Origin of the sequence: Pseudomonas sp. 102515 (assembly GCF_031085165.1) — a bacterium.
In the GTDB taxonomy this organism is placed as follows: domain Bacteria; phylum Pseudomonadota; class Gammaproteobacteria; order Pseudomonadales; family Pseudomonadaceae; genus Chryseomonas.
Genome location: NZ_JAVHTY010000005.1, coordinates 319,700 through 345,155, shown reverse-complemented (window position 1 = coordinate 345,155; position 25,456 = coordinate 319,700). Strand labels below are relative to the sequence as shown.

27 protein-coding genes are annotated in these 25,456 nt (G+C 66.4%); 11 read left to right on the top strand and 16 right to left on the bottom strand.

The annotated features are described in order from the left end of the window. Positions 1-3 precede the first annotated feature (3 nt). From fis to RCF34_RS20135, 9 genes are all read right to left on the bottom strand, one after another. Complete coding sequence (fis, locus tag RCF34_RS20175) at positions 4-321, bottom strand: DNA-binding transcriptional regulator Fis (RefSeq protein ID WP_059313470.1); 318 nt, start codon at positions 319-321, stop codon at positions 4-6. Next, positions 318-1,310 carry a tRNA dihydrouridine synthase DusB gene (dusB, locus tag RCF34_RS20170; protein ID WP_308709765.1) on the bottom strand — a complete coding sequence of 331 codons (993 nt, stop codon included), beginning with the start codon at positions 1,308-1,310 and terminating at the stop codon, positions 318-320. The genes fis and dusB overlap by 4 nt, the downstream gene beginning before the upstream one ends. A gap of 155 nt (positions 1,311-1,465) precedes the next feature. Continuing rightward, positions 1,466-2,896 (bottom strand): DUF3426 domain-containing protein, encoded by a 1,431-nt coding sequence (locus RCF34_RS20165; RefSeq protein ID WP_308709764.1) that lies wholly within the window; start codon positions 2,894-2,896, stop codon positions 1,466-1,468. 109 nt (positions 2,897-3,005) lie between these two features. After that, a complete protein-coding gene (gene prmA / locus RCF34_RS20160; protein ID WP_308709763.1) occupies positions 3,006-3,881 on the bottom strand; it encodes a 50S ribosomal protein L11 methyltransferase in 876 nt (291 codons plus the stop codon). A 209-nt stretch (positions 3,882-4,090) separates the two neighbouring features. Beyond that, positions 4,091-5,437 carry an acetyl-CoA carboxylase biotin carboxylase subunit gene (gene accC, locus RCF34_RS20155; RefSeq protein ID WP_145007496.1) on the bottom strand — a complete coding sequence of 449 codons (1,347 nt, stop codon included), beginning with the start codon at positions 5,435-5,437 and terminating at the stop codon, positions 4,091-4,093. A gap of 16 nt (positions 5,438-5,453) precedes the next feature. Further along, positions 5,454-5,915, bottom strand: a complete 462-nt coding sequence (gene accB, locus RCF34_RS20150; protein WP_308709762.1) for an acetyl-CoA carboxylase biotin carboxyl carrier protein — start codon at positions 5,913-5,915, stop codon at positions 5,454-5,456. A 53-nt stretch (positions 5,916-5,968) separates the two neighbouring features. Then, on the bottom strand, positions 5,969-6,415 hold the full coding sequence (aroQ, locus tag RCF34_RS20145; RefSeq protein WP_007161587.1) for a type II 3-dehydroquinate dehydratase: 447 nt from the start codon (positions 6,413-6,415) through the stop codon (positions 5,969-5,971). A gap of 116 nt (positions 6,416-6,531) precedes the next feature. After that, entirely contained in the window at positions 6,532-8,295 is a 1,764-nt protein-coding gene (gene dsbD, locus RCF34_RS20140) for a protein-disulfide reductase DsbD (RefSeq protein ID WP_308709761.1), read from the bottom strand. 56 nt (positions 8,296-8,351) lie between these two features. Next, positions 8,352-9,965 (bottom strand): PleD family two-component system response regulator, encoded by a 1,614-nt coding sequence (locus tag RCF34_RS20135; RefSeq protein WP_308709760.1) that lies wholly within the window; start codon positions 9,963-9,965, stop codon positions 8,352-8,354. Between the two features lie 268 nt (positions 9,966-10,233). Between RCF34_RS20135 and RCF34_RS20130 the strand changes: the two genes are divergently transcribed. The 7 genes from RCF34_RS20130 to RCF34_RS20100 all read left to right on the top strand — a co-directional run bounded on the left by RCF34_RS20130 (position 10,234) and on the right by RCF34_RS20100 (position 15,680). Then, positions 10,234-11,250 carry a DUF2333 family protein gene (locus RCF34_RS20130; protein WP_308709759.1) on the top strand — a complete coding sequence of 339 codons (1,017 nt, stop codon included), beginning with the start codon at positions 10,234-10,236 and terminating at the stop codon, positions 11,248-11,250. Continuing rightward, positions 11,250-11,801: an NUDIX hydrolase gene (locus RCF34_RS20125; protein WP_308709758.1), complete on the top strand. Its 552-nt coding sequence runs from the start codon at positions 11,250-11,252 to the stop codon at positions 11,799-11,801. The genes RCF34_RS20130 and RCF34_RS20125 overlap by 1 nt, the downstream gene beginning before the upstream one ends. A 143-nt stretch (positions 11,802-11,944) precedes the next feature. Beyond that, positions 11,945-12,289 carry a translation initiation factor Sui1 gene (locus RCF34_RS20120; protein WP_308709757.1) on the top strand — a complete coding sequence of 115 codons (345 nt, stop codon included), beginning with the start codon at positions 11,945-11,947 and terminating at the stop codon, positions 12,287-12,289. Between the two features lie 86 nt (positions 12,290-12,375). Continuing rightward, positions 12,376-14,289 carry an arginine decarboxylase gene (gene speA / locus RCF34_RS20115; protein ID WP_007161593.1) on the top strand — a complete coding sequence of 638 codons (1,914 nt, stop codon included), beginning with the start codon at positions 12,376-12,378 and terminating at the stop codon, positions 14,287-14,289. Positions 14,290-14,353: 64 nt separating this feature from the next. After that, a complete protein-coding gene (locus RCF34_RS20110) occupies positions 14,354-14,608 on the top strand; it encodes a hypothetical protein (RefSeq protein WP_308709756.1) in 255 nt (84 codons plus the stop codon). Next, a complete protein-coding gene (locus tag RCF34_RS20105) occupies positions 14,605-15,168 on the top strand; it encodes a lipocalin family protein (protein WP_308709755.1) in 564 nt (187 codons plus the stop codon). The genes RCF34_RS20110 and RCF34_RS20105 overlap by 4 nt, the downstream gene beginning before the upstream one ends. A gap of 17 nt (positions 15,169-15,185) precedes the next feature. Next, on the top strand, positions 15,186-15,680 hold the full coding sequence (locus tag RCF34_RS20100; protein ID WP_308709754.1) for a YbhB/YbcL family Raf kinase inhibitor-like protein: 495 nt from the start codon (positions 15,186-15,188) through the stop codon (positions 15,678-15,680). A 17-nt stretch (positions 15,681-15,697) separates the two neighbouring features. Here RCF34_RS20100 and RCF34_RS20095 read toward each other — a convergent pair whose 3' ends face one another. Continuing rightward, positions 15,698-16,501: a hypothetical protein gene (locus tag RCF34_RS20095; RefSeq protein WP_308709753.1), complete on the bottom strand. Its 804-nt coding sequence runs from the start codon at positions 16,499-16,501 to the stop codon at positions 15,698-15,700. 131 nt (positions 16,502-16,632) lie between these two features. Here RCF34_RS20095 and pip point away from each other — a divergent pair, with 131 nt between their 5' ends. From pip to mdoH, 4 genes are all read left to right on the top strand, one after another. Next, entirely contained in the window at positions 16,633-17,598 is a 966-nt protein-coding gene (gene pip / locus RCF34_RS20090) for a prolyl aminopeptidase (RefSeq protein ID WP_308709752.1), read from the top strand. Then, entirely contained in the window at positions 17,595-18,032 is a 438-nt protein-coding gene (gene dtd / locus RCF34_RS20085; RefSeq protein WP_308709751.1) for a D-aminoacyl-tRNA deacylase, read from the top strand. Before pip ends, dtd begins: the two co-directional genes overlap by 4 nt. A 213-nt stretch (positions 18,033-18,245) precedes the next feature. Further along, positions 18,246-19,766: a glucan biosynthesis protein G gene (locus tag RCF34_RS20080; protein ID WP_374941218.1), complete on the top strand. Its 1,521-nt coding sequence runs from the start codon at positions 18,246-18,248 to the stop codon at positions 19,764-19,766. Further along, positions 19,759-22,356: a glucans biosynthesis glucosyltransferase MdoH gene (gene mdoH, locus RCF34_RS20075; protein ID WP_308709750.1), complete on the top strand. Its 2,598-nt coding sequence runs from the start codon at positions 19,759-19,761 to the stop codon at positions 22,354-22,356. The genes RCF34_RS20080 and mdoH overlap by 8 nt, the downstream gene beginning before the upstream one ends. A gap of 70 nt (positions 22,357-22,426) precedes the next feature. Here the strand turns inward: mdoH and RCF34_RS20070 are convergent, their stop codons facing one another. Genes RCF34_RS20070 through hisI form a run of 6 tightly spaced genes read right to left on the bottom strand, consistent with a single transcriptional unit; the run spans position 22,427 to position 25,311 of the window. Continuing rightward, positions 22,427-23,137, bottom strand: coding sequence for a 16S rRNA (uracil(1498)-N(3))-methyltransferase (locus RCF34_RS20070; RefSeq protein ID WP_308709749.1), 711 nt, complete (start codon positions 23,135-23,137; stop codon positions 22,427-22,429). Continuing rightward, positions 23,134-23,931, bottom strand: coding sequence for a twin-arginine translocase subunit TatC (tatC, locus tag RCF34_RS20065; protein ID WP_308709748.1), 798 nt, complete (start codon positions 23,929-23,931; stop codon positions 23,134-23,136). Before tatC ends, RCF34_RS20070 begins: the two co-directional genes overlap by 4 nt. After that, entirely contained in the window at positions 23,928-24,281 is a 354-nt protein-coding gene (gene tatB, locus RCF34_RS20060; protein ID WP_308709747.1) for a Sec-independent protein translocase protein TatB, read from the bottom strand. The genes tatC and tatB overlap by 4 nt, the downstream gene beginning before the upstream one ends. Positions 24,282-24,290: 9 nt before the next feature. Next, positions 24,291-24,557, bottom strand: coding sequence for a twin-arginine translocase TatA/TatE family subunit (locus RCF34_RS20055; protein WP_308709746.1), 267 nt, complete (start codon positions 24,555-24,557; stop codon positions 24,291-24,293). A gap of 27 nt (positions 24,558-24,584) precedes the next feature. After that, positions 24,585-24,917 (bottom strand): phosphoribosyl-ATP diphosphatase, encoded by a 333-nt coding sequence (locus RCF34_RS20050; RefSeq protein WP_308709745.1) that lies wholly within the window; start codon positions 24,915-24,917, stop codon positions 24,585-24,587. Next, the gene (gene hisI / locus RCF34_RS20045) at positions 24,910-25,311 is read right to left on the bottom strand and encodes a phosphoribosyl-AMP cyclohydrolase (protein ID WP_308709744.1); all 402 of its coding nucleotides are present in this window, start codon (positions 25,309-25,311) and stop codon (positions 24,910-24,912) included. The genes RCF34_RS20050 and hisI overlap by 8 nt, the downstream gene beginning before the upstream one ends. Positions 25,312-25,456 lie beyond the last annotated feature (145 nt).

Sequence of the window (25,456 nt, the reverse complement as noted above, 5' to 3'; positions counted from 1 at the left end):
GGATCAGAGCAGGTCGTACTGCTTGAGCTTCTTGCGCAGGGTGCCGCGATTGAGCCCGAGCATCTCCGACGCCTTGGTCTGGTTGCCCTTGACGTAATTCATCACGCTTTCGAGCAGGGGTGCTTCCACTTCGCAGAGCACCATGTTGTAGACGTCGGTCACCGGCTGCCCATCGAGATGGGCAAAGTAGCTGCGCAGCGCCTTTTCCACGCTGTCGCGCAGCGTCTGGCCCTCCTGCAGGGGAGCGGTCAGGTGCTGCTTGAGGTCGCCGTTGTCGCTCACGGGCGCTGTTCCAGTCAAAGTCTCGGTCATCGAATTCATGCCACCTGCTTCCCGATCGGGGGCTGCGCGAAGAACGCGCGAATGCTGGCGTGCTGGGCTTGGGTGTCTTGCAGTCGGTTGAACTGGGCGCGCGATTCCGCGGCGCCCGGGCGGTCGGCCAGGTACCAGCCGACGTGCTTGCGGGCGATGCGCACGCCCATTTCCGGACCATAGAAGGCATGCAGGGCGTCGAGGTGCTCCAGCAGGATGGCTTCTACCTCGGCATCATCGGGCGCCGCCAGGTGTTCGCCGGTCGCCAGGTAATGGGCGATCTCGCGGAAGATCCAGGGCCGACCCTGGGCGGCGCGACCGATCAGCAGGCCGTCGCAGCCGGTGTGCTGGAGTACCCAACGGGCCTTTTCCGGGCTGTCGATGTCGCCGTTGGCGAACACCGGGATGCCGACCGCCTGCTTGATGGCGGCGATGGTGTCGTACTCGGCGGCGCCGAGGAAACGGTCGTCCCGGGTGCGGCCATGCACGGCGAGGGCCTGGATGCCGGCGGCTTCGGCCAGTTGCGCGACGCGCAGGCCGTTGCGATTCTCGGGATTCCAGCCGGTGCGGATCTTCAGGGTCACGGGGACGTCCACGGCGGCGACCACGGCGGCGAGGATCTCGGCCACCAGGACCTCATCCTTCATCAGCGCGGAGCCGGCGGCCTTGTTGCAGACCTTTTTCGCCGGACAGCCCATGTTGATGTCGATGATCTGGGCACCCAGTTCGACATTGCGCTGGGCCGCCTCGGCCAGCATCGCCGGATCGCCGCCGGCGATCTGCACCGAACGCGGTTCCTGCTCGCTGGCGTGGATCAGGCGCAGCCGCGACTTGCGGCTGTCGTAGAGCCGCACGTCACTGGTCACCATTTCCGACACGGCCATGCCGGCGCCGAGTGCCAGGCACAGGCGGCGGAAGGGCAGGTCGGTGACCCCGGCCATGGGCGCGAGAACCAGCGGATTGGGCAAGGTATAAGGGCCGATGCGTACCATCGACATATCTTTTTCCCTGGCGAATAGGCGCCTGTTCCGCCTGCGCCGGAAACCGGCCGCGGACAGGGGCTGCTGTGCTTGAAAAGGGTTGGGAATGATACCCGCTCGCCGCCTCCGGATAAAGCGCGAGTTGGCTAGTTTATGAGCAATTCACCCTGGAGCTACTCCGGCGAGAAGAAGCTCAGGCTGTAATTCACGGCGCGCGGACCGGGGTCGAGGATGTCCAGGGCGATGTGGATCGGCGTCTGCGGCGGCATCTCGTCCTGGCCTTTCAGTTCGCCGTTCAGGTATTCGCCCGGCTTGAAACGGCGGCTGGCGAGCAGTTGGCCATTGAGGTCGGCGAAGCGCAATTCCAGCAGCGGGAAGGGCTGCGAGAAGGGGGCCCGGTTGTAGAGGATGGCATCGACGCGCAGGGCACCGGAAAATTGCGGGTGGCTGCGCACCACCAGGTTGCTGCTGCGGATCTGCTGCACATCGACCTTGGACGGCACCTTGCAGCCCAGGCTCGCACAGGCCTGGACGAACAGTGGGCGATAGCTGTCCTGCCGCGCCAGTTCGTCGAAGTGGTAATAGACGTACTGGCCGCCCAGGCCAAGCAGCGCCAGCAGGCAGAGCAGGATCCACAGCAGGCGACGACCCCAGTGTGGGCGCCGTGGCTGGCTGTCCAATTGCAGTGGATCGTCGTGCAGATCCAGCAGCGGATCGTCCTGCCATTCGGGTTCGCTGCGCAGGCCGCTCGCGGCCTTGGCCTGCAGCGGCTCGTCGTCGCTGTCGCGATCGGCGCTGAGGGATTCGGCAGTCGGCTCCTGCCAGTCGTCGAGGCGGCCCAGGCCGGGTTCGGCGCGTTCGTCTTCGTCGGCCTCGACGCGGCCGAGCGCTGGCTCCTGGCGTTCGGTCGGCGTAGCGGTGAGGGGCGCGGGCGGCGTGGCCGGGGCAGGCTTGAGCGGGGCGTGCACGGCAGCGAGCGCCGCCGCCGCCGCTGCGGCGGCAGGCAAGGGGCTGATGGCGGGCTCGGGCTCCGGCGCGAAGGCGGTCTCGGGTTCGAGCTGCGGTTCCGGCTCGGCGGCGGTAAGGGATGGCGGCCGTGGCTCGCACTCAGGCTCCGCCTCGGGCTCGGCCTGCAGTCGCAGCGACTCCGGTTCGGGTTCACGCTCGACGGATACGGCGCCAAGCGACGGCAGCTCGTAGGCCTCTTCGTCGTCCTGGGGGCGGCGGGCAGCCAGCCCCAGGGCCGGTGCCGGCTCTTCGCGCGGCGTGGGCACGGCAGGCGGTGCGGCTACGGCGGGAGGCGCCAGCGGAGCGACCGGCGCGCGACGCTGTTCTTCCAGGGCGCCCAGGCGGGCGACCTCGGCGTCCAGCTCCAGGTGGCTCAGGTCCAGTTCGTCATGGGGCCAGGCCGCTTCGCTGGGCGCCGGCTCCGCCACGGGTGGCGCGGGTTCCGGTGCCGTCAGGGGCGCGGCCTGGTTGCTGGCGTTGAACACTTCCAGGCAGACGCCACAGCGTACGTCGCCATCCGCGGCGGCCAGGTGTTCCTGGGTGACACGGAAGCGGGTATGGCAATGCGGACACTGGGCGACGAGGGATTCGGTCATGGCGAGGCGACAGCCAGGGAGTGAAGCGCGCTAGTGTACCCGAAGGCCCTGGCGAAAGAAGGGCCTCCACCGGGCCGCCGGGTGAGCGGACCGGTAGCGTCACGGCGGATCAGCGGCGGCGGGTCCCGCTGATGCGTACCCAGCCGTCGAGGGTGGCGGTGGGTTCCAGGTCGAAGCAACCGGCGTAGGCGGCGCGGACGTCCTCGGCCTGCTCGGCGAGGATGCCGGAGAGGGCCAGACGACCGCCGATGCGGGTCAGGCGGGTGATCTGCTCGGCCAGGCCGACCAGCGGACCGGCGAGGATGTTGGCGACGACCACGTCGGCCGGCTCGCCTGGCAGATCGGCGGGCAGGTACAGCGGAAAGCGTGCCGGGTCGATGCCGTTGCGGTTGGCGTTCTCCCGCGAGGCTTCCAGGGCCTGGACGTCGATGTCGGTGCCCACGGCGCGCTCGGCGCCCAGCAGCAGGGCGGCGATGGCGAGGATGCCCGAGCCGCAGCCGAAATCCAGCACCTGCCGCTCTGCGACCGGTTCGCCGTCCAGCCACTGCAGGCACAGCGAGGTGGTGGGATGGGTGCCGGTGCCAAAGGCCAGGCCCGGATCCAGCAGCAGATTGACCGCGTCGGGTTCCGGGGCCTCGTGCCAGCTGGGGACGATCCACAGCCGCTGGCCGAAGCGCATGGGCTGGAAGTTGTCCATCCAGCTGCGCTCCCACTCCTGGTCTTCCAGCCGTTCCACTTCGTAGGTCAGGCCGTTGGCCAGCAGCTGCACGCGCTGTTCCAGGGCCGCGGCATCGGTATCGCCTTCGAACAGCGCCAGCAGGTGGGTCTGGGACCACAGCGGGGTGGTGCCGAGATCCGGCTCGAAGATCGGCTGGTCCTCGGCGTCCATGAAGGTCACCGAGACGGCGCCCAGTTCGAGCATGAGGTCTTCGTAGGTTTCCGCCTGGGCGGGCGTGAGGGCGAGGCGGACTTGCAGCCAGGACATGGTGGGCTACCTGAATCGGGTCAAAGCGGGGAGGGTAAATGAAAACGGGCTGCCCGAGGGCAGCCCGTTCACTAGGTAAGAAGCCGACGGGGCGAGCGAGCTAGGTCAGGCAAGGCGGCAATCGCTGAGGAAGCGCAGTTTACACAGGGTAAATGAGCATTCCGAGGCGATTTCCAACGCAGCCTGGCCGACGCGCAGCCGTCACGTCCTTAGTGGCGCATGCCGAGCTTCTTCTCCAGATAGTGGATGTTCACCGCACCCTGGCCGAAGGCCTGGTCGCGGGTCAGCATCCGGTGCAGATCGGCGTTGGTCTTGATGCCGTCGACGATCAGCTCGTCCAGGGCGTTGCGCATCCGGGCCATGGCCTCGTCGCGGGTCTTGCCCCAGGTGATCAGCTTGGCGATCAGCGAATCGTAGTTCGGCGGAACCTTGTAGCCGCTGTACAGGTGCGAATCCACCCGCACGCCGTTGCCGCCCGGGGCATGGTAGTGCTTGACCAGGCCCGGGGAGGGCATGAAGGTCTTGGGGTCTTCGGCGTTGATCCGGCACTCGATGGCGTGACCGGTGATCTTGATGTCTTCCTGTTTGATCGACAGCGGGTTGCCAGCGGCGATGCTGAGCATCTCCTTGACGATGTCGACACCGGTGATCATCTCGGTCACCGGATGCTCCACCTGTACGCGGGTGTTCATCTCGATGAAGTAGAAACGGCCGTCTTCGTAGAGGAACTCGAAGGTGCCGGCGCCCCGGTAGCCGATGTCGATGCAGGCCTTGACGCAGCGCGCCAGGACCTCTTCGCGGGCCTTCTCGTCGATCTGGGGCGCAGGCGCCTCCTCGATGACCTTCTGGTGACGGCGCTGCAGCGAGCAGTCGCGGTCATAGAGGTGCACGGCGTTGCCCTGGCCATCGGAGAGCACCTGGACTTCCACGTGACGCGGATTGCCGAGGAACTTCTCCATGTAGACCATGGAATTGCCAAAGGCGGCGCCGGCTTCGGTCTGGGTCAGCTTGATCGACTTGATCAGCTCGGCCTCGTCCTCGACCACGCGCATGCCGCGACCACCGCCGCCACCGGCGGCCTTGATGATCACCGGATAGCCGACCTCGCGGCCGATGCGCAGGCACTCGGCCTCGTCATCCGGCAGGGCGCCGTCGGAGCCCGGAACGGTAGGTACGCCGGCCTGCTTCATGGCGTTCTTGGCGGACACCTTGTCGCCCATCAGGCGAATCACGTCGGCGGTGGGGCCGACGAAGGCGAAACCGGACTGCTCCACCTGCTCGGCGAAGTCGGCGTTCTCGGCGAGAAAGCCGTAGCCGGGGTGGATGGCGGTGGCGCCGGTGACTTCCGCGGCACTGATGATGGCCGGGATGTTCAGGTAGGACAGGGGCGAGGGGGCCGGGCCGATGCACACCGATTCGTCGGCGAGGGACAGATGCATCAGTTCGCGGTCGGCGGTGGAATGAACCGCCACCGTCTTGATGCCCAGCTCCTTGCAGGCACGCACCACGCGCAGGGCGATTTCCCCGCGGTTGGCGATCAGGACTTTTTCCAGCATCGTGGGCTCCACGGGCTTAGACAATGGTGAACAGCGGCTGGTCGAATTCGACGGGCTGGCCGTTCTCGACCAGCACCTGGCCGATGGTGCCGCTGGCTTCGGCTTCGATGTGGTTCATCATCTTCATGGCCTCGACGATGCACAGGATGTCGCCTTTCTTCACCTGCTGGCCGACTTCGACGAAGGCCGGAGTGGTGGGCGAGGACGCGCGGTAGAAGGTGCCGACCATGGGCGAGCGAGCCACGTTACCGGTCAGTTGCGGAGCGGCGGCTTCGGTAGCCGGCGCAGCGGCGGCCGGAGCGGCCGGAGCCGGCGCGGCGACCGGCGCGGGGGCGGCGGCGTAGACGGTCTGCATGCCCTGGTTGCGGCCGGTGTTGCGGCTGATGCGGACGGACTCCTCGCCTTCGCGGATTTCCAGCTCGTCGATACCGGACTCTTCCAGCAACTCGATCAGTTTCTTGACTTTACGGATGTCCATTGGCGTTGGCTCTCCCCTCGGGTTCAGGTGATGTTCTGGATATTGGGTCGCGCTCAGCCGCGGGCGGCGAGCTGTTCGCAGGCGGCTTCCAGCGCCAGGCGATAGCCACTGGCGCCGAGCCCGCAGATCACACCGACCGCCACGTCGGAAAAATAGGAGTGGTGGCGGAAGGCTTCGCGCTTGTGCACGTTCGACAGGTGCACTTCGATGAATGGGATGCTCACCGCGAGCAAGGCGTCACGTAGGGCGACGCTGGTATGGGTGAAGGCAGCCGGATTGATCAGGATGAAATCCACCCCTTCGTCGCGCGCGGCATGGATGCGTTCGATCAGCAGGTGCTCGGCGTTGCTTTGCAGATACTGCAGGCGATGCCCCGCCGCGGTGGCGCGGGCTTCGAGGTCGGCGTTGATCTGGGCCAGGGTGGTGGCACCGTAGACGCCCGGCTCGCGGGTACCCAGCAGATTCAGGTTGGGCCCGTGCAGTACCAGCAGATGCGCCATAGCCACTTGCCTCGCGATTTCGCAACCAGATTGGCCGCGGACTATGCCGCAACCGGAGGTGACTGTCCAGTCGCTGGACGTTTGCCGGAAATGCCCGCACGTTGGCCGAAATTCTTTTAATCGCTGGTGATAAGCCTTTTTGCTTCGTCGAGTCGGGCGAGAAAGCCCGCGACATCGATTTCGCCGACGATGCGCGCCTTGGCCTGCTCCCGGCCTTGTGCATCGTAGAACAGGATCGCCGGCGGGCCGAACAGACCATGCTGCTCCAGCCACTGGCGCTGTTCCCGGGTGCTTTGCGTCATATCGAAACGGATCAGCGTGAAGTCGCGCAATTGCGCCTGGATCTCGGGGTTGCCGAAGACCTCGCGCTCGATCAGCTTGCAGCTGATGCACCAGTCGGCATAGACGTCCACCAGCAGCGGTCGCCCGCTACCGAGGCTGCTCGCCAGGGCGGCGGGATCGCTCAGGCTGCGCATGACCTCCGCGCGGGCAGCCACCATGGGTACCGCGGAGTCGCCCAGCGGCCGCAGGGGGTCGCTGGCACCGCGCAGGGCGCCGATGCCGGCGGCCGCACCATAGACCACCAGGGCCAGGCCCGCCAGTTGAGACAGGCGCTGGCGGGGCGACTTGGGCACGAATTCCAGGGCGCCGAGGAACAGCCCGACCCCGGCGGCCAGCAGGCCCCAGGCCGCCAGCACCAGGGGCCCCGGCAGCAGGCGTTCGAGCAGCCACAGGGCCACCGCCAGCAGCAGTACGCCGAACGCATCGCGCATGCCCACCAGCCAGGCGCCGCTGCGTGGCAGCAGGGCGCCGCCGCCGGCGGCGATGAGGATCAGCGGGGCGCCCATGCCCAGGCCCAGGGCGAACAGCGCCAGCCCGCCGCCGAGCCAATCGGCGGTGCTGCTGATATAGAGCAGGAGGCCCGCCAGGGGTGCCGAGACGCAGGGCGAGACGATCAGGCTGGAGAGCACGCCGAGGGTGGCCGCGCCGCCCAGGGAGCCACCGCGGATGCCGCTGGCCAGCTGCTCCAGGCGCTCGCGCAGGACCGCCGGCAGGCGCAGTTCGAAAAGGCCGAACATGGCCAGGGCGAACAACAGGAAGAGCGCGGCGAAGGGAATCAGCACCCAGGCCGACTGCAATTGCGCCTGCAGGTTGAGGCTGGCACCAAAGACGCCCATGAGCGCGCCCAGAGCGGCGAAGCTCAGGGCCATGGGCACCACGTAGGCCAGCGCCAGCAGCAGGCCACGGCCCGGACGTGCCTTGCCGGCCAGGACCACCGCCGAGACGATGGGCAGCATCGGCAGGACGCAGGGGGTGAAGGTCAGTCCGAGCCCGGCGAGGAAGGCCAGCAGGATTCTGTTCCAGCCGATCTGATCGGGGGCAGGAGATGTCATGGACGGGCTCGCCATGGCCGGGACCGCAGGGCCGGCGATAGCCAGGGTGCGGGTTTCCGGCGGATAGCAGAGACCGCGATCGGCGCAGCCCTGGTAGGTGACCTTGATCCGGCCGCCGTGGCCGGAGGCGAGCGGCAGGGGGATGTCGACGCCAGCGTGATAGACCTGGACGTCGCCGAACCACTCATCGTGCTTGGGCTCGCCGGGCGGTAGGGCCACCGGCGCGGTCAGCAGGCCGGGATCGGCCTCGAAGGCGAAGCGCTGCCGATAGAGGTAGTAGCCCTCGGCGATGGTGAAGCGCACCTGGGGGCGGCCCTCGGCGTCGCGACGCTGCTCCAGGCGAAAGGCCTGATCCACCGGCAGGAATTGCTGACCGGGACGCTGACCGTCCAGGCCCAGCGCGGCGGTCGGGCGTGGCGCATCGAACAGGCCGGCGGCGGCGGGCAGGGTCAGCAGCAGGGTGAGCAGGAACAGCAGGACACGCATGGGCTTCTCGGCGATCGGCAGCGGCCGATCATAGCAGAGGCATCCGGTTGGTCTGGCTAGACGTACTGGCGCACGCAATTGCGTCCCGCATGCTTGGCGGCATAGAGGGCTTCGTCCGCCTGCTTGGCCAGCGCGGGCATCTCCTGGCCGGGCTGCAGCTGCGCCACGCCGGCGCTGAAGGTGCAGCTGAGCTCCTTGGGCGGCGCCGGATAGTGGATCTCGGCGAAACGCTGGCGGATCTCGTCGATCAGGCGGGTGGCGGTGGCCAGGTCGGTGTCGGGCAGCACGATGGCGAATTCCTCGCCGCCATAACGGCCGATGTGGTCGGACTTGCGCAGGCGCTGCTTGAGGAACAGCGCCAGGCTCTTGATCACCCGATCGCCCATGGGGTGGCCGTAGTGGTCGTTGACCTGCTTGAAGTGGTCGATGTCCAGCATGGCGAAGGTGATCGGCCGCTGGCTGCGCCGCGCGCGGAAGCAGGCGTCTTCCAGCAGCTGCAGGGTGTGGGTGTGGTTGTACAGGCCGGTGAGGCTGTCCTGGACGATGCGCGCCTGCAGGCTGCGCGCCCGGGCGGCGCGGGTGCGCACCGTGGCGATCAGGTGGCGTGGCTTGATCGGCTTGGTGAGGAAGTCGTCGCCGCCCTCGCTCATGGCGTCCAGCTGCTTGTCGAGGTCGTCCTCGGCCGACAGATAGATGATGGGCACGCTGACGTAGCGCTCGTGCTGGCGGATGACCTTGGCCAGCTCGGTGCCGGTGCACTCGGGCATGTACATGTCGAGGATGATCAGGTCGGGCACGAATTCGGCCAGGTGCGCCATCACCGCGCCGGGCTGCATCAGGGTGCGGGTGACGATCCCGGCACTGTTGAGCGCCATTTCCGTGGCCATGGCCTGGGCGCGGGAGTCGTCCACTACCAGGGCGCGGATCGGGTCGTAGTAGACGGTACGGGTGAGGGTCTCGATCTTTTCCAGCAGCCGCGCCGAATCCAGGGTGCCGGTGTAGAACTCCTGGCCGCCGGCGCGCACCGCGGCCAGGCGGAAGGGGGTGTCGGCTTCCTGGTGGCTGTAGAACAGCACCGGCAGCTTGCGTTCCAGGCCGCTCTGGGCTTCCAGCGCCAACTGGATGCCGGCCCCCGCGCCGCCGAAGTCCACGTCCATGACAATGACCGCCGGGTGGCGGCTGTCCATCATCGCGCGGAAGTCGTCGGTACTGTGGATGATCTGGATGGTGACGCCGAAGTATTCCATCTGCTGCGCCAGGCGCTCGGCGCGCTCGCTGTCGAGCAGGGCGATGTAGATCGGCTTGCGCAGCGGCGGCAGGCTGGTGGTTTCCAGCTGGTCGCCCTGGCGCAGCCCGGTGCGCGACAGGCTCTGCATGGCCTGGCTGAGTTCGGTGATGGCCTGGCTGTTGAGGCGACCGCGATTGGCGGTGACCTGGGCCAGGGAGGCGCCGATGGCCTCGGCGAGTTCGGCATGCCCCTGCTGCTCGAAGCGCTTGGCATATTGCAGCAGGCGCGCGTTGGCATCGGTCAGCTCGACCAGGCTACCGGCCGTCCACTCGTCTCGTTGCAGCCGTTGCCAGATCTCCAGCACCTGGCGTGACTGGTGGATGACCCGTTGCGCGAAGTGCAGCTTGAGGCGGTCTCGGCTCGGATCATCTGGTTCGCTCACGAATTGTTCCGTCATTCTTGAGGTGGTGGCCCTATGCTACCAATTGCTGGCTGGCAGGGGAGAGGCGGTACCCTGTTTAGCGGCGCCTATGCCGCTTGCATGGACACTGTCGGTCGCTTCTGGAGTAGCGTCCGTCGCCTGTTACCCTAGTCTCGGAAGCGGCTGCCCGGGTACATGGCGCCCGCGCCGGTCGCAAAGGCGGCGCAACCGGCGCCGCGGGCGGGGGTCCAAGCGCCAACACCTTTGAAATCATTGCAAGGAATTGCCCATGCGGGAGTGGAACTTGAGGTCGGGATGGCTCCGGCTGGTGGCAGTGCTGGTCGCGCTCTACCTGCTGGTCACCCTGGCGATAGGCTGGTACTGGAGTCGCGAACCGGATTTCTTCCCGGTGCAGCAGCATGCCCAGGAGGCTGCCGCGGCCGGTGGTCGCAAGCTGGTGCTCGGCTACACCACGGTCGAGACCCTCAAGCAGGTGGCCGGCACCCTGCTGGACAAGCCGGGCGGCTATCTCTCCAACGACATCTTCCCGCCGGGCCTCTGGCTCGACGACATGCCATCCTGGGAATACGGCGTGCTGGTGCAGACCCGCGACCTGGCGCGCGCCCTGCGCAAGGACTTCGCCCGTTCCCAGTCGCAATCCACCGAGGACGTCGACCTGGCCCAGGCCGAGCCGCGCTTCAACTTCGACAACCATAGCTGGGCCATGCCCTCGTCGGAGTCGGAATACCGCGCCGGCATCGCCTCCCTGGATCGCTACCTGGCGCGCCTGGGTGGCCAGAACAACCAGGGCCAGCCCACCGCCTACTTCTATTCGCGTTCGGACAACCTGCGCAACTGGCTGGGGGACGTCGAGACCCGCCTGGGTTCGCTGTCCCAGCGCCTGTCCGCCAGCGTCGGCCGTGTGCGCCTGGATGCCGAGGTACGGCCGAACCAGGACATTCCCGCCGGCCAGGTGCCGGAGGTGCACGAGCAGCGCGTCGAGACGCCGTGGCTGCAGATCGATAACGTCTTCTACGAGGCCCGCGGTCAGGCCTGGGCGCTGTCGCACATCCTGCGCGCCATCGAGGTGGACTTCGCCGACACCCTGGCCAAGAAGAACGCCACGGTGAACGTGCGCGAGATCATCCGCGAACTGGAAGCGGCGCAGCAGCCGGTCTGGAGTCCCATGATCCTCAACGGCAGCGGCTTCGGCATCCTGGCCAACCATTCGCTGGTGATCGCCAACTACATCTCCCGCGCCAACGCCGCCATCATCGACCTGCGCCAGCTCCTGGAACAGGGCTGATGACGCCGGACGCTCGCGAAGCGGCGCACCGCGCCGCCTCCGACCGGGAGCTGGTCGTGTGGGTCGATCGCGACGACCGCGTCCAGGGTGAATTGCCACGGGCGGAATTGCGTGCCCGCGGCCTGATCGGGCGCTGCACCTTCATTCTGCTGTTCAATGACGCCGGCGAACTCTGCGTGCACCGGCGCACCTTGAGCAAGGCGCTCTACCCGGGCTACTGGGACGTGGCCGCTGGCGGCATGGTGGCGCCGGGCGAGAGCTATGCGGAATCGGCGGTCCGGGAGCTGGCCGAGGAGCTGGGGGTCAGTGGCGTGCCCCTGCGCGAGCATGGCACCTTCTATTTCGAGGAGCCGGGCAATCGCCTCTGGGGCGGGGTATTCAGTGCGCGCTGGAACGGCCCGCTGCGCCTGCAGCCGGAAGAGGTACTGGAGGCACGCTTCCTGGCTCCGGCGGCGATTCTTGCCGAGGCTCGTCAGCAGCCCTATTGCCCGGATTCGCTGGAGGCCCTGCGCCTGGCCATCAGCCGGGCAGATGTCGCATCCCTGCCTTAATTTCTCGCATTCGCGCCTTAGCATCCGTGGGCGATGCTGCTACATTGCGCGGCCCCGGACCAGCGCGGCCCGTGCCGGTCGGCGCTGCATCCAGGGTTTCCTCCAGGCGCCCGGCGTCTGAACCAGACTGGGAGGACCGTCCCTTGAGCAAGAAAACCTCGTCGCTGGCGGATCTCAGCCGGCTGGTGTACTCCACCGACGTCGGCCGCATTCGCCCGGAAGAACCCCAGGCGCAGGCCCCGACCGGCGACGGCATCGCCCGGGTCCGGCGCGAGACCAAGGGCCGCGGCGGCAAGACGGTGACCACGGTCAGCGGCGTACCGCTGGGCGAGGAAGCACTCAAGGACCTGGCCAGCGCGCTCAAGCGGCGCTGCGGGACCGGCGGGGCGCTCAAGGATGGCGTCATCGAGATCCAGGGCGACCATGTCGACCTGCTGCTCGGCGAACTCGAAAAACGCGGCTTCAAGACCAAGCGGTCGGGCGGCTAGGCCAGGCCTTCCAGCTCCCGCGTACAACTTACCGTCCCTGGCGGCGGTCCATCCAGAGCAAGATTCCCTACAGGAGATTCCCGCGAATGTCCCCACGACGCACGCGCAAAGATGACGGCAGCCAGTGGACCGTGGCGGACAGCCGCAGCGTCTATGGTATTCGCCACTGGGGTGCCGGCTACTTCGCCATCAGCGATGCCGGCAACGTCGAAGTCCGCCCCCACGGCCCGGACGGCCAGCCGATCGACCTCCATGTGCTGGTCGGTCAGCTGCGCGAAGCGGGGCTGTCGCTGCCGTTGCTGGTGCGTTTCCCCGACATTCTCCAGGGCCAGGTGCGCCACCTGACCGGCGCCTTCGATCGCAACATCGAGCGTCTCGACTACCAGGGCCGCTACACCGCCCTCTATCCGATCAAGGTCAACCAGCAGGAAGCGGTGGTGGAAAACATCATCGCCACCCGCGACGTCTCCATCGGTCTGGAAGCCGGTTCCAAGCCGGAGCTGATGGCGGTACTGGCGCTGGCACCCAAGGGCGGCACCATCGTCTGCAACGGCTACAAGGACCGTGAATTCATCCGCCTGGCGCTGATGGGCCAGAAACTGGGCCACAGCGTCTTCATCGTCATCGAGAAGGAATCCGAGGTCCCACTGGTGATCGAGGAGGCGGCCGAGCTCAAGGTCACGCCCCAGGTCGGCCTGCGGGTGCGGCTGTCGTCCCTGGCATCGAGCAAATGGGCCGACACCGGTGGCGAGAAGTCCAAGTTCGGTCTCTCCGCCGCCCAGCTGCTGTCGGTGATCGAGCGTTTCCGCGCCGCTGGCCTGGAGCAGGGCGTGCGCCTGCTCCACTTCCACATGGGGTCGCAGATCGCCAACCTGGCGGATTACCGGCAGGGCTTCCGCGAAGCCATCCGCTACTACGCCGAGCTGCGCGCCCTGGGCCTGCCGCTGGACCACATCGACGTCGGTGGCGGTCTGGGCGTGGACTACGACGGCACCCATTCGCGCAACGCCAGCTCGATCAACTACGACATGGACGACTACGCCGGTACCGTGGTCGGCATGCTCAAGGAATTCTGCGACCAGCAGGAATTGCCGCATCCCAACATCTTCTCGGAAAGCGGCCGCGCCATGACCGCCCACCACGCCATGCTGGTGATGCAGGTTACCGACGTCGAGCGCCACAACGACAGCGTGCCGGCCAGCGAGCGCTTCGAAGGCAAGGCCGAGGTGGTGCAGTGGCTGGCCGAGCTGCTCGGCGACACCGATCCGGAGATGGTCACCGAGACCTACTGGCGCGCCACCCAGTACGTCAGCGAAGCCGCCGCCCAGTATGCCGCCGGCACCCTGAGCCTGAGCGACAAGGCGCTGGCCGAGCAGTGCTACTTCGCCATCTGCCGCCGCCTCTACAACCAGCTCAAGGCCCGCCAGCGCTCCCACCGCCAGGTGCTCGACGAACTCAACGACAAGCTGGCCGACAAGTACATCTGCAACTTCTCGGTGTTCCAGAGCCTGCCCGACACCTGGGCCATCGACCAGATCCTGCCCATCGTGCCCCTGACCCGCCTGGACGAGGAGCCGGTGCGCCGTGCCGTGCTGCAGGACCTGACCTGCGACTCCGACGGCAAGATCAAGCAGTACGTCGACGAGCAGAGCATCGAGACCAGCCTGCCGGTGCACGAGGTGCGCGAGGGCGAAGACTATCTGCTGGCGGTGTTCCTGGTGGGCGCCTATCAGGAGATCCTCGGCGACATGCACAACCTCTTCGGCGACACCGATTCGGTGAACGTCTACCAGGACGCCGACGGCAGTGTGCGCCACGGTGGCATCGAGACCCACGACACCATCGAGGACATGCTCAGGTACGTGCACCTCTCGCCCGAGGAACTGATGACCTACTACCGCGACAAGGTCGCCAGCGCGCGCCTCACCGCCCGCGAGCGCACCCAGTTCCTCGACGCCATGCGCCTGGGCCTGACCCGCTCCTCCTATCTCGCCGGCTGACGAAGCGAACCCTGGCGGCCGGGCGGGCTCTATAGCCTTGCCGTCAGGATGGAGGAGCAGAGGTATGAAAGGGCGCTTGGCGCTGTTGCTGGTGGGCAGTCTGGTGCTGGCCGGCTGCGGCAAGGTCAATCAGGAAAACTATTCCCGGCTCAAGGCCGGCCAGACCAAGGCCGAGGTGGAGCAGATCCTGGGCGCACCCACGGAATGCGCGGGCGCCCTGGGCGTCACCACCTGTACCTGGGGCGATCGCGGCTCCTTCATCAGCGTGCAGTATCTCAACGACAAGGTGGCGATGTTCGCCGGGCAGGGTCTGCGATGAAAACCTCTACCAAGATTCTACTGCTGGCGGGTGCCGCCGGACTGGTCGCGGCCTGCGCCAGCGGTCCGCGTGAAGTCCCGCCGCTCACCGCCGGCAATGTCGATCTGCAGCGCTACCAGGGGCACTGGTACGAAGTGGCGCGGCTGCCGATGTTCTTCCAGCGCAAGTGCGCCCAATCCGACGCCAATTACCACGTCATGGCTGATGGCTCGGTCGCCGTGTTCAATCGCTGCCGCACCCTGGACGGCAAGGTCCAGGAAGCCACGGGCACGGCCACCCCGATCAAGCCGGGTGTGACCGATCGCCTGGAAGTGCGCTTCGATACCTGGTTCAGTGGCGTCCTGCCCAACGTGGCCAAGGGACCCTACTGGATTCTCTATGTCGACGACGACTACAAGACCGCCCTGGTCGGCAGTCCGGATCGCAAGTACCTCTGGTTGCTCGCGCGCAAGCCGGAGATCTCCGCGGCGCAGAGCGAGAAGCTGCTGCGTATCGCCCGCGAGAAAGGCTACAACCTCAATCGTCTGGTCTGGCGCGAGACCGACGCCCATATGCCCTAGGCCTCAGGAGCACCCCCGTGAAACTCTGGACCGACGCCTTTACCGATAACGGCTTCATGCCCAGGCGGCACGAATTCGACGTGGCCGATTTCGGCGCCCACGGCGAGAACATCTCGCCCGCGCTGCAGTGGTCCGATCTGCCGGCCGACACCAAGAGCCTGGCGCTGACCGTCTACGATCCGGATGCCCCCACCGGCAGCGGTTTCTGGCACTGGGTGGTGGTCAACATCCCGGTCGGCACCCAGGGTCTGGCGGAAGACGCCGGTCGCGCCGATGGTTCGGGCCTGCCCGCAGGTGCGCTGCAACTGATCAACGACTACGGAACCCGTGGCTTCGGTGGCGCGGCGCCGCCCAAGGGCGACCAGCCGCACCGCTACATCTTCCAGCTGCATGCGCTCAAGGTCGATCAGCTGCCGGTGCCGGCGGACGCCACCAATGCGGTCGGCCGCTTCATGATCCATCTCAACCAGCTGGCTTCGGCGACCTACACCGGTCTCTACGCGATCAAGTGAGGCAGCGGACGGACGGGCTAGAACCCGTCCGTCGAGGTCGCCAGGCGGATGCCTGCCGTACGCATCTCGGCCAGGAACGCCTCGCCCTGGGCTTCGAAGCCCGGTACCGAATGACTGCAGTCGGTGAGCAGCACCAGGTCCTGCCGCCGTTCCCGCGGCCAGTATTCCAGCAGATCGCGCAGGGTACTGGCTACGCAGTGTGACAGCGCCTCGCCCGCCGCCAGCAGGGTGTCGGCGGACTGCAACCGGGCGATCAGTCCGGTGTCCACCGCGGTACCCGGGTCCGCCGGATCCAGGACCTCGGCGCGCAGCGCCGAATAATGTTCGGTGTGGGGATTGCCGCCCTTGGCGATGAATTCCACCAGGCGTCCCTGCTGCCGTCCCCAGGCATTGAGCGCCTGGTGGACATCCTGCTGTACACCATGGCCCCAGCCACCTACCAGGCAATGCTCCGGCCAGATCACCAGGCGATAGCGACCACCGGCTTCCAGGGCTTGCACATAAGCCAGCGCGCGGGCGCGCTCAGCCGGATCGCGGGTCTGCCAGCGACCGCTGGCCACGTCGTCCGCGCTGATCTGGGTAAAGGGCGCCGGCGGCTGGCCCTGGGCATCCTGCCAGCCGTGCGGATGGGCGATGTGCAGCGGCTGATGGGAATCCAGGGTCACCCGGACCCCGGTGAGCCGGGCACCCAGGCGCTCGATCAGGGCGGCGACCCGCTGCAGTCCGGCCACCGCACCGGGTACCGGCAGGGCCGCGCCCGGCAGGTCGCAGAAATCGTTTTGCGGATCGATCAGCAGCAACTGCAGCTTGGCATGGGACATGGCGATCTCCTGGGCGACGGGCTGTCGATGGTGCCGGTGCCGCTGGACGCGAGGCAAGCCCGGGCAGCGTGGAAACCCGGTAAGGTGCAGGTCTATGATGAAGGGGCCGACCCTGCCCCGCGGAGCGCGACATGCTGAATCTGTACCCGGAAATCAAGCCTTACGCCCGCCACGAGCTGGCCGTCGAAGCCCCCCATGTGCTCTATGCCGACGAGAGTGGCTCGCCCGACGGTCTGCCGGTGCTGTTCATCCATGGCGGGCCCGGCTCCGGATGCGATCGCCTGAGCCGGCGCTTCTTCGATCCCAACCTCTATCGCATCGTCACCTTCGATCAGCGCGGCTGCGGGCGCTCCACCCCCTATGCCAGCCTGGAGAACAACACCACCTGGCACCTGGTCGAGGACATCGAGCGCCTGCGCGAGCACCTGGGCATCGAGCAATGGGTGCTGTTTGGCGGCTCCTGGGGCTCCACCCTGGCCCTGGCCTATGCCCAGCGCCATCCCGAGCGGGTCAAGGCCATGGTCCTGCGCGGCATCTTTCTCTGCCGCCCGGTGGATCTGCACTGGTTCTACCAGGAAGGCGCGAGCCGGCTCTTTCCCGACTTCTGGCAGGACTATCTGCATCCCATCGCCGAGGAAGAACGCGGCAATCTCATCCAGGCCTACTATCGCCGCCTGACCGGCCCGGACGAACTGGCGCAGATGTCCGCCGCCCGCGCCTGGTCCTGTTGGGAGGGCCGTACGGTGACCCTGAGACCCAATCCCGACGTGCTGGAAAAATTCAGCGAGCATGCCCTGGCCATCGCCCGCATCGAGTGCCACTACTTCATCAACGACGCCTTTCTCGAACCCGACCAGCTCTTGCGCGACATGCCCAGGATCGCCCATATCCCGGCGGTGATCGTGCACGGCCGCTACGACATGGTGTGCCCCCTGGACAATGCCTGGGCCCTGCACCATGCCTGGCCGGGCAGCGAATTGCAGATCATCCGCGACGCCGGTCATGCGGCCAGCGAGCCCGGTATCTGCGACGCCCTGGTGCGGGCGACCGACCAGGTCGCCCGTCAGTTGCTCGATCTGCCTCAGGAGGCCGAGTGAAGGCGCTGCTGCAAAGGGTCATCCGCGCCAGCGTCGAGGTGGAGGGAGAGACGGTCGGCGCCATAGGTCCGGGTCTGCTGGTCTTCGTCGGCATCGAGCCCGGGGATGACGAAGCGGCCTGTGGCCGCATGCTCAAGCGGCTGCTGGAGTACCGGGTATTCGCCGACGGCGAACAGCGCATGAATCTGTCCCTGCAGGATGTCGGCGGCGGTCTGCTGCTGGTCTCCCAGTTCACTCTGGCCGCCGATACCCGCAGCGGGCGACGGCCGAGCTTTTCCACCGCCGCGCCACCGGCCCAGGGCGAACGGCTGTTCGGTCACCTGGTGAGCCTGGCCCGTGACCTCCAGCCCGAGGTCCGGACCGGTCGTTTCGGCGCCGACATGCAGGTTTCCCTGGTCAACGACGGACCGGTGACATTTTTATTGTCGATTTAGTGAGGGCGCCCCTTACAGCGCCCTGCCAAGTGTCTATGATTGCGCAGTTCGAGTTTGAACGGTCGTCCAACCGGGGAATCATTGCCCCCCGGGGGAGTCGGACCACTGCCTATCCGTTTCGTGACTACCCGTCGCCAAACGTATTCGTACGCTGATTTAGGAGGCTGCGTGTTATCTCATTCCAAAGTTAAGCCGGGCAAGCAGGGCTTCGCCCTGATCGGGCTCTCCGTCGCACTGGGTCTGTTCAGTGCCCAGGCCCTGGCCTTCAGCCTGGACGACGTGGCCGCCAAGGCCAAAGAACTCTCCGGCCAGAAATTCGTCGCGCCCAAGAGCAACCTGCCCGCATCCTTCAGCGGCATGAAGTATGCCGACTATCAGCAGATCACCTTCAATCAGGACAAGGCCTATTGGAAGGATGCCAAGACGCCCTTCCGGCTGAATTTCTATCACGAGGGCATGCACTACAGCGTGCCGGTGAAGATCAACGAGGTCACCGCCAACAACGTCGAAGAGATCAAATACGATCCTTCGATGTTCAACTTCGGCAACCTGCAGATCGACCAGGCCCAGCTCAAGGATCTCGGCTTCGCCGGATTCAAGGTGCTCTATCCGCTGAACAAGGCGGACAAGCATGACGAGCTGATGACCATGCTCGGCGCCAGCTATTTCCGCGTGATCGGCAAGAACCAGGTCTATGGCCTGTCCGCCCGCGGCCTGGCCATCGACACCGCGCTGCCGTCCGGCGAGGAATTCCCGCGCTTCACCGAGTTCTGGGTCGAACAGCCCCAGTCGGATCGCCGCAACCTGGTGATCTACGCACTGCTCGATTCGCCCCGGGCCACCGGTGCCTATCGCTTCGTGCTGACCCCCGGCAAGGACAGCACCGTCGACGTCGAAGCCAAGGTGTTCCTGCGCGACAACGTCAACAAGCTCGGCATCGCCCCGCTGACCAGCATGTACCTGTTCGGCCCCAACCAGCCGAGCCCCCAGGTCAACTACCGGCCGGCCCTGCACGATTCCAACGGCCTGGCCATCCACGCCGGCAACGGCGAGTGGCTGTGGCGTCCGCTGAACAACCCGCGTCGCCTCTCGGTCAGCACCTACACCATCGAGAACCCGCGGGGCTTCGGTCTGCTGCAGCGCGGCCACGAGTTCTACAAGTACCAGGACCTCGACGAGCGCTACGACAAGCGTCCCAGTGGCTGGGTCGAGCCCAAGGGCGACTGGGGCAAGGGTCATGTCGAGCTGGTGGAAATCCCCACGCCGGACGAGACCAACGACAACATCGTGGCCTTCTGGACGCCGGACACCCTGCCGGAGAAGGGCCAGCCGATCGACGTCAGCTATCGCCTGCACTTCACCACCGACGAACCCAACCTGCACACCAAGGACCTGGCCTGGGTCTCCCAGACCCGCCTGTCCACCGGCGACGTGCGCCAGTCCAACCTGGTCCGTCAGACCGATGGCAGCCTGGCCTACATCATCGATTTCGAAGGGCCGAATCTCGACGATCTGCCCGAGGATTCGCAGGTCGGCTCCCAGGTCAGCCTGGACGCCAATGGTGAACTGGTCGAGAACTCTGTGCGCTACAACCCGGTTACCAAGGGCTATCGCCTGACCCTGAGACTCAAGGTCAAGGATCAGACCAAGCCGGTGGAAATGCGCGCCAACCTCGCCCAGGGTGACAAACCGCTCAGCGAAACCTGGACTTACCAGCTACCTGCCAATGAATAACACCACCCACGATACCTCGGTCGCCGCCACCGGCGACTACCTCGAACACCTGCCGTTGCCCGTCGGGCAGCGGCAGGCGCTGGACCAGACGGCCGACGTCGAGTCGCTGCACCGGCAACTGGCCGGTGCCCGCGGCGAGGGCGCCCAGGGCGCCGACGCGGTGATCGCCTCCACCGAAGCGCGCCTGGCCGCCGGTTGGGACGAGACGCTGAACGACGGCGAGCTGCTGGGCAGCGATGCCCAGGGGCGCGTCTTCATCAAGGCCACCCCGCCCATGACCCGCTCCATGATGGTGCCCGATCCCTGGCGCACCAATCCGGTAGCGCGGAGCTGGAAGCGTCTGCTCGGTCGCAAGGATCACAGCCGCTGGCAACCCGATCCCGAAGCCGATGCCCATGCGCACTGGCGCAAGGTGGGTTCCTTCCGGCGCTTCGTCCTGCTGATCCTGATGCTGGTGCAGACCGGCATCGCCACCTGGTACATGAAGGCCGTGCTGCCCTATCAGGGCTGGGCGCTGGTCGATCTCAGCGAGGTCTACCGTCAGGGCTGGGGCGAGTCCATCCGCCAGGTACTGCCCTATGTGGTGCAGACCAGCATCCTGCTGCTCTTCGCCCTGCTGTTCTGCTGGGTGTCCGCCGGTTTCTGGACTGCCCTGATGGGCTTCTGGCAACTGCTCAGCGGGCGTGACAAGTACAGCATCTCGGCCAGCTCCACCGGCACCGAGCCGATCGATCCCCAGTCGCGTACCGCCCTGGTGATGCCCATCGCCAACGAAGACGTGCCGCGGGTGTTCGCCGGTCTGAGAGCCACCTACGAGTCGGTCCGCGCCAGCGGCGAGCTGGAACACTTCGACTTCTTCATCCTCAGCGACAGCAACGATCCCGACAAATGCGTGGCCGAAGAGAAGGCCTGGCTGGAGCTGTGCCGCGAGGTCGGTGGCTTCGGCCACATCTTCTATCGCCGCCGCCGTCGTCGAGTGAAGCGCAAGAGCGGCAACATCGACGACTTCTGCCGTCGCTGGGGCAGCCAGTACAAGTACATGGTGGTGCTCGACGCCGACAGCGTGATGAGTGGCGAATGCCTGGCCAGTCTGGTCCGGCTGATGGAGGCCAATCCCCGTGCCGGCATCATCCAGACCGCGCCCAAGGCGTCCGGCATGGATACCCTTTACGCGCGTCTGCAACAGTTCGCCACCCGGGTGTACGGACCGCTGTTCACCGCCGGCCTGCACTTCTGGCAGCTGGGTGAATCCCACTATTGGGGCCACAACGCCATCATCCGGGTCAAGCCGTTCATTGATCACTGCGCCCTGGCCCCGCTGCCAGGCACGGGCTCGTTCGCCGGCGCCATCCTCTCCCACGACTTCGTCGAAGCGGCACTGATGCGGCGTTCCGGCTGGGGCGTCTGGATCGCCTATGACTTGCCGGGCAGCTATGAAGAACTGCCGCCCAACCTGCTGGACGAACTCAAGCGTGACCGCCGCTGGTGCCATGGCAACCTGATGAACTTCCGGCTGTTCCTGGTCAAGGGCATGCACCCGGTACACCGCGCGGTGTTCCTAACCGGGGTGATGTCCTACCTCTCGGCGCCGCTGTGGTTCCTCTTCTTGGTGCTGTCCACGGCGCTGCTGGCGATCCACAAGTTGCTGGAACCCCAGTACTTCTTCCAGCCCCGGCAGCTGTTCCCGGTCTGGCCCCAGTGGCATCCGGAGCAGGCCATCGCGCTGTTCTCCACCACCCTGATCCTGCTGTTCCTGCCCAAGCTGCTCAGCGTGGTGCTGATCATCGCCAAGGGTGCGAAGGAATTCGGCGGTGGGCTGCGGCTGTTCCTCTCCATGATGCTGGAGATGCTCTTCTCAGTGCTGCTGGCGCCGGTGCGGATGCTTTTCCACACGGTGTTCGTGACGGCCGCCTTTCTCGGCTGGTCGGTGCAGTGGAATTCGCCCCAGCGTGACGACAACGACACGCCCTGGAGCGAGGCCTTCCGCCGCCATGGCTCGCAGATGCTGCTCGGCCTGATCTGGACCGCCGGCGTGGCCTGGCTGGACCCGCGCTTCCTCTGGTGGCTGTCGCCCATCGTGGTGTCGCTGATCCTGTCGGCGCCGGTGTCGGTGATCTCCAGTCGGACCAACCTGGGCCTGGGCAGTCGCCGCCATCATCTGTTCCTGATCCCGGAAGAGTACGCACCGCCGCGCGAGCTGGTGGCGACCGACGAGTACCTGCACCTGAACAACCGCAACGCCCTGACCAAGGGCTTCCTGCGCGCCACCGTCGATCCGGTGCTCAATGCCCTGGCCATCGGCATGGCCCGCGGTCGCCACGGCAAGGTGGTGGAGGCGGCCCGCCGGCTGCGCGAAGAGCGAGTGGCGCGGGTACTGGCCGCCGGTCCGGAAAAGACCAAGGGCGACGACCAATGGCGTCTGCTCAGCGATCCGGATGGCATGGCGCAACTGCATCTGCAGGTCTGGAAGGCCGAAGAGCACCGCAACTGGCGGGAGGCCTATGCTACTCTGCGGCCGCGCTCCCACAGCGATTCGGCCGCGGATGCCGCGGCCAGTCCGGCCAACATGACCTCGCGGCCCGCCTCCTGAGGAGGCGCTCCGCCCAAGAAAAAGCCCCGGTGTCGCAAGACGCCGGGGCTTTTTCTTGGCCGTGATCAGGCTAGAACAGGCGGGCGAGGAGAGCGGGCACGGCATTCTCGACGCGCAGGATGCGTTCACCGAGCTGCACGGGCGCCAGGCCCGCTTCCTGTAGCTTCTCGACCTCGTAGGGTATCCAGCCACCCTCGGGACCGATCGCCAGCGTCACGGGCTCGTCGAGGGCACGAGGGCAGGCGGGATAGCTGCCCGGATGCCCGACCAGGCCACGGGTGCCGGCGGCGAGTGCGGGCAGGCGATCCTCGACGAAGGGCTTGAATCTCTTTTCGATCAATACCTCCGGCAGCACCGTGTCCCGGGCCTGTTCCAGACCCAGACGCAGTTGTTCGTCGATGGCCTCGGGCGCCAGGAACGGGGTCTGCCAGAAGCTCTTTTCCACGCGATAGCTGTTGAGCAGCACCAGCCGCGCGACGCCCATGGCGGAGACGGTCTGCAGCACCCGGCGCAGCATCTTGGGGCGGGGCAGGGCCAGCAGCAGGGTGAGCGGCAGCTTGGCCGGTGGCGGCTGATCGAGGGTGACGTTCAGGCAGGCCTGACCGGCATCGAGGGCCTCGATGTGGCCGGTACCCATCAGGCCATTCAGCAGGCCGACGCGCATCCGGTCGCCCGCAGCCGCCTGATGCACCTCGCGCAGATGGGCGAGACGGCGCGGATCGCGCAGCACGACCCGGTCAGCGGCCGTGAAGTCGGCCGCTTCGAGCAGGATCAGATTCACGGGCGTTCGGCGGGCGGCTGGGCGTCGGGACTGGCGTCTTCGTCGCTGAGCGGGCGCTCGCGCTTCTGCACGAAGCGACCGAACAGCAGGCCGATCTCGAACAGCAGCCACATGGGCACGGCCAGCATGGTCTGGGAGAAGACGTCCGGCGGCGTCAGGATCATGCCGACCACGAAGCAGCCGATGATGACGTAGGGACGGATCTTCTTCAGGTAGGCGACGTCGACCACGCCGATCCAGATCAGCAACACGGTGGCCACGGGAATCTCGAAGGCTACGCCGAAGGCGAAGAACAGCGTCAGGATGAAATCCAGATAGGCGTTCAGGTCCGGCATCATCATGGCGCCTTCCGGCGTGATGCTGCTGAAGAAGTGGAAGATGATCGGGAATACCAGGAAGTAGGCGAAGGCCATGCCGGCATAGAACAGCACGATGCTGGAGATCAGCAGCGGGATGGCGACCTTCTTCTCGTGACGATAGAGCCCGGGCGCCACGAACCCCCAGACCTGGTGCAGGATCACCGGCATGGCGATGAACAGCGACACCACCAGGGTCAGCTTGAAGGGCGCCAGGAACGGCGAGGTGACGTCCGTGGAGATCATGGTCGCGCCTTCAGGGAGGACGCGGCGGATCGGCTCGGAGGCGAAGGCATAGATCTTCTGGGCGAAGTAGAACAGCCCGAGGAAGATCAGAAAGGTCGCCAGCACGCACCTGAGGATGCGGGTGCGCAATTCGGTCAGGTGCGAGACCAGGGGCATTTCCTGGTCATCGTGTTCGGAAGGCTTGTCGCTCATGGTGCTCTTGGCGGCGTCTGGGGCGGATCCTGCGGGCGTTCGGCAACCACGTCCTGGGGCATGGGTGGAGCGGCGGTGGGCGGCGTCTGGACTTCCGGGCTGGAAGCGGCAGGCTTGGGCCGGTTGTCGCGCTGCTCCATGGACAGGATATGCTCGTTGCGCAGTTGCTGGCGAATTTCGTCAGCGCCAATCTCGCGCTCCACTTCCTGGCGGATGCTGTTGAAGCTGCGCCTCAAGCGACCGATCCACAGGCCCGCGGTGCGTGCGGCACCCGGCAGGCGTTCCGGACCCAGCACCAGCAGGGCGACGAACCCCACCAGCATCATTTCGGGAAAGCTGATTCCGAACATGGCGGGGCCTTAGTCCTTGCGCACCACCGGCTCTTCGACCTTGCGGTGCTCGGCATCGAAGGTCTGGGGACGATTCAGGGGAGCGTTCGGGTTGGCCGTGCTGGTGGTGGGCGTCGGCTGATCGGCCTTGTCGTCTTCGTCGGTGTGCATGGCCTTGCGGAAGCCCTTGATGGCCTCGCCCACATCGGAGCCGAGGTGCTTGAGGCGTTTGGTGCCAAAGACGATCACCACGACGAGCAGGATGACGATCCAGTGTTTCCAGTCGAAGATACCCATGGTCTTTCCTCGTTGCGAAGCTTGGGGTCAGGATTGAGTACGGGCGGCCTTTTCGGCGTGCCCGGAGAGGCCGAAGCGACGATCCAGTTCGTCCAGCACGGCCTGGGGATGCTGGCCGAGGGCCGAGAGCATGATCAGGCTGTGGAACCAGAGGTCGGCGGTCTCGTAGATGACGTCGTCGTACTGCTGGCTGATGGCGGCGTCCTTGGCGGCGAGAATGGTCTCGACGCTTTCTTCGCCGACCTTTTCCAGGATCTTGTTCAGGCCCTTGTGATAGAGGCTGGCCACATAGGAGGAGTCCGGCGCGGCCTGCTTGCGTTCTTCCAGCACCTGCGCCAGACGCGCGAAGGTGTCAGTCATGGCCATGCCCTCCGGCGTAGATGGCGTTGGGGTCCTTGAGCACCGGATCGACGGTCGTCCACTCGCCATCGCGCAGCACGCGATAGAAGCAGCTCTCCCGACCGGTGTGGCAGGCGATGCCGCCGAGTTGCTCCACCTGCAGCACCACCACGTCGGCGTCGCAATCCAGGCGCAGTTCGATGACCCGCTGGACGTGACCGGATTCTTCGCCCTTGCGCCACAGCCGACCGCGCGACCGCGACCAGTAGACCGCACGGCCTTCGGCGGCGGTCAGGGCCAGGGATTCGCGGTTCATCCAGGCCATCATCAGGATGCGCCCCGAGGTGGGGTCCTGGGCAATGGCCGGTGCCAGGCCATCGCTGTTCCAGTGGATCTCGTCTAACCAGTCGCTCATGAGTCTGTTCAATACTACGAATTAGGGTACTGGGCTCTGTCCGAAAAATGCCTGCGCTCGGTCATGGGGCGTTAAAAATCCGTTCGGAATGCTCATTTACCGTTCGTAAACTCCGCTTCCTCACGGATTTGATTCGCTGGCGCTC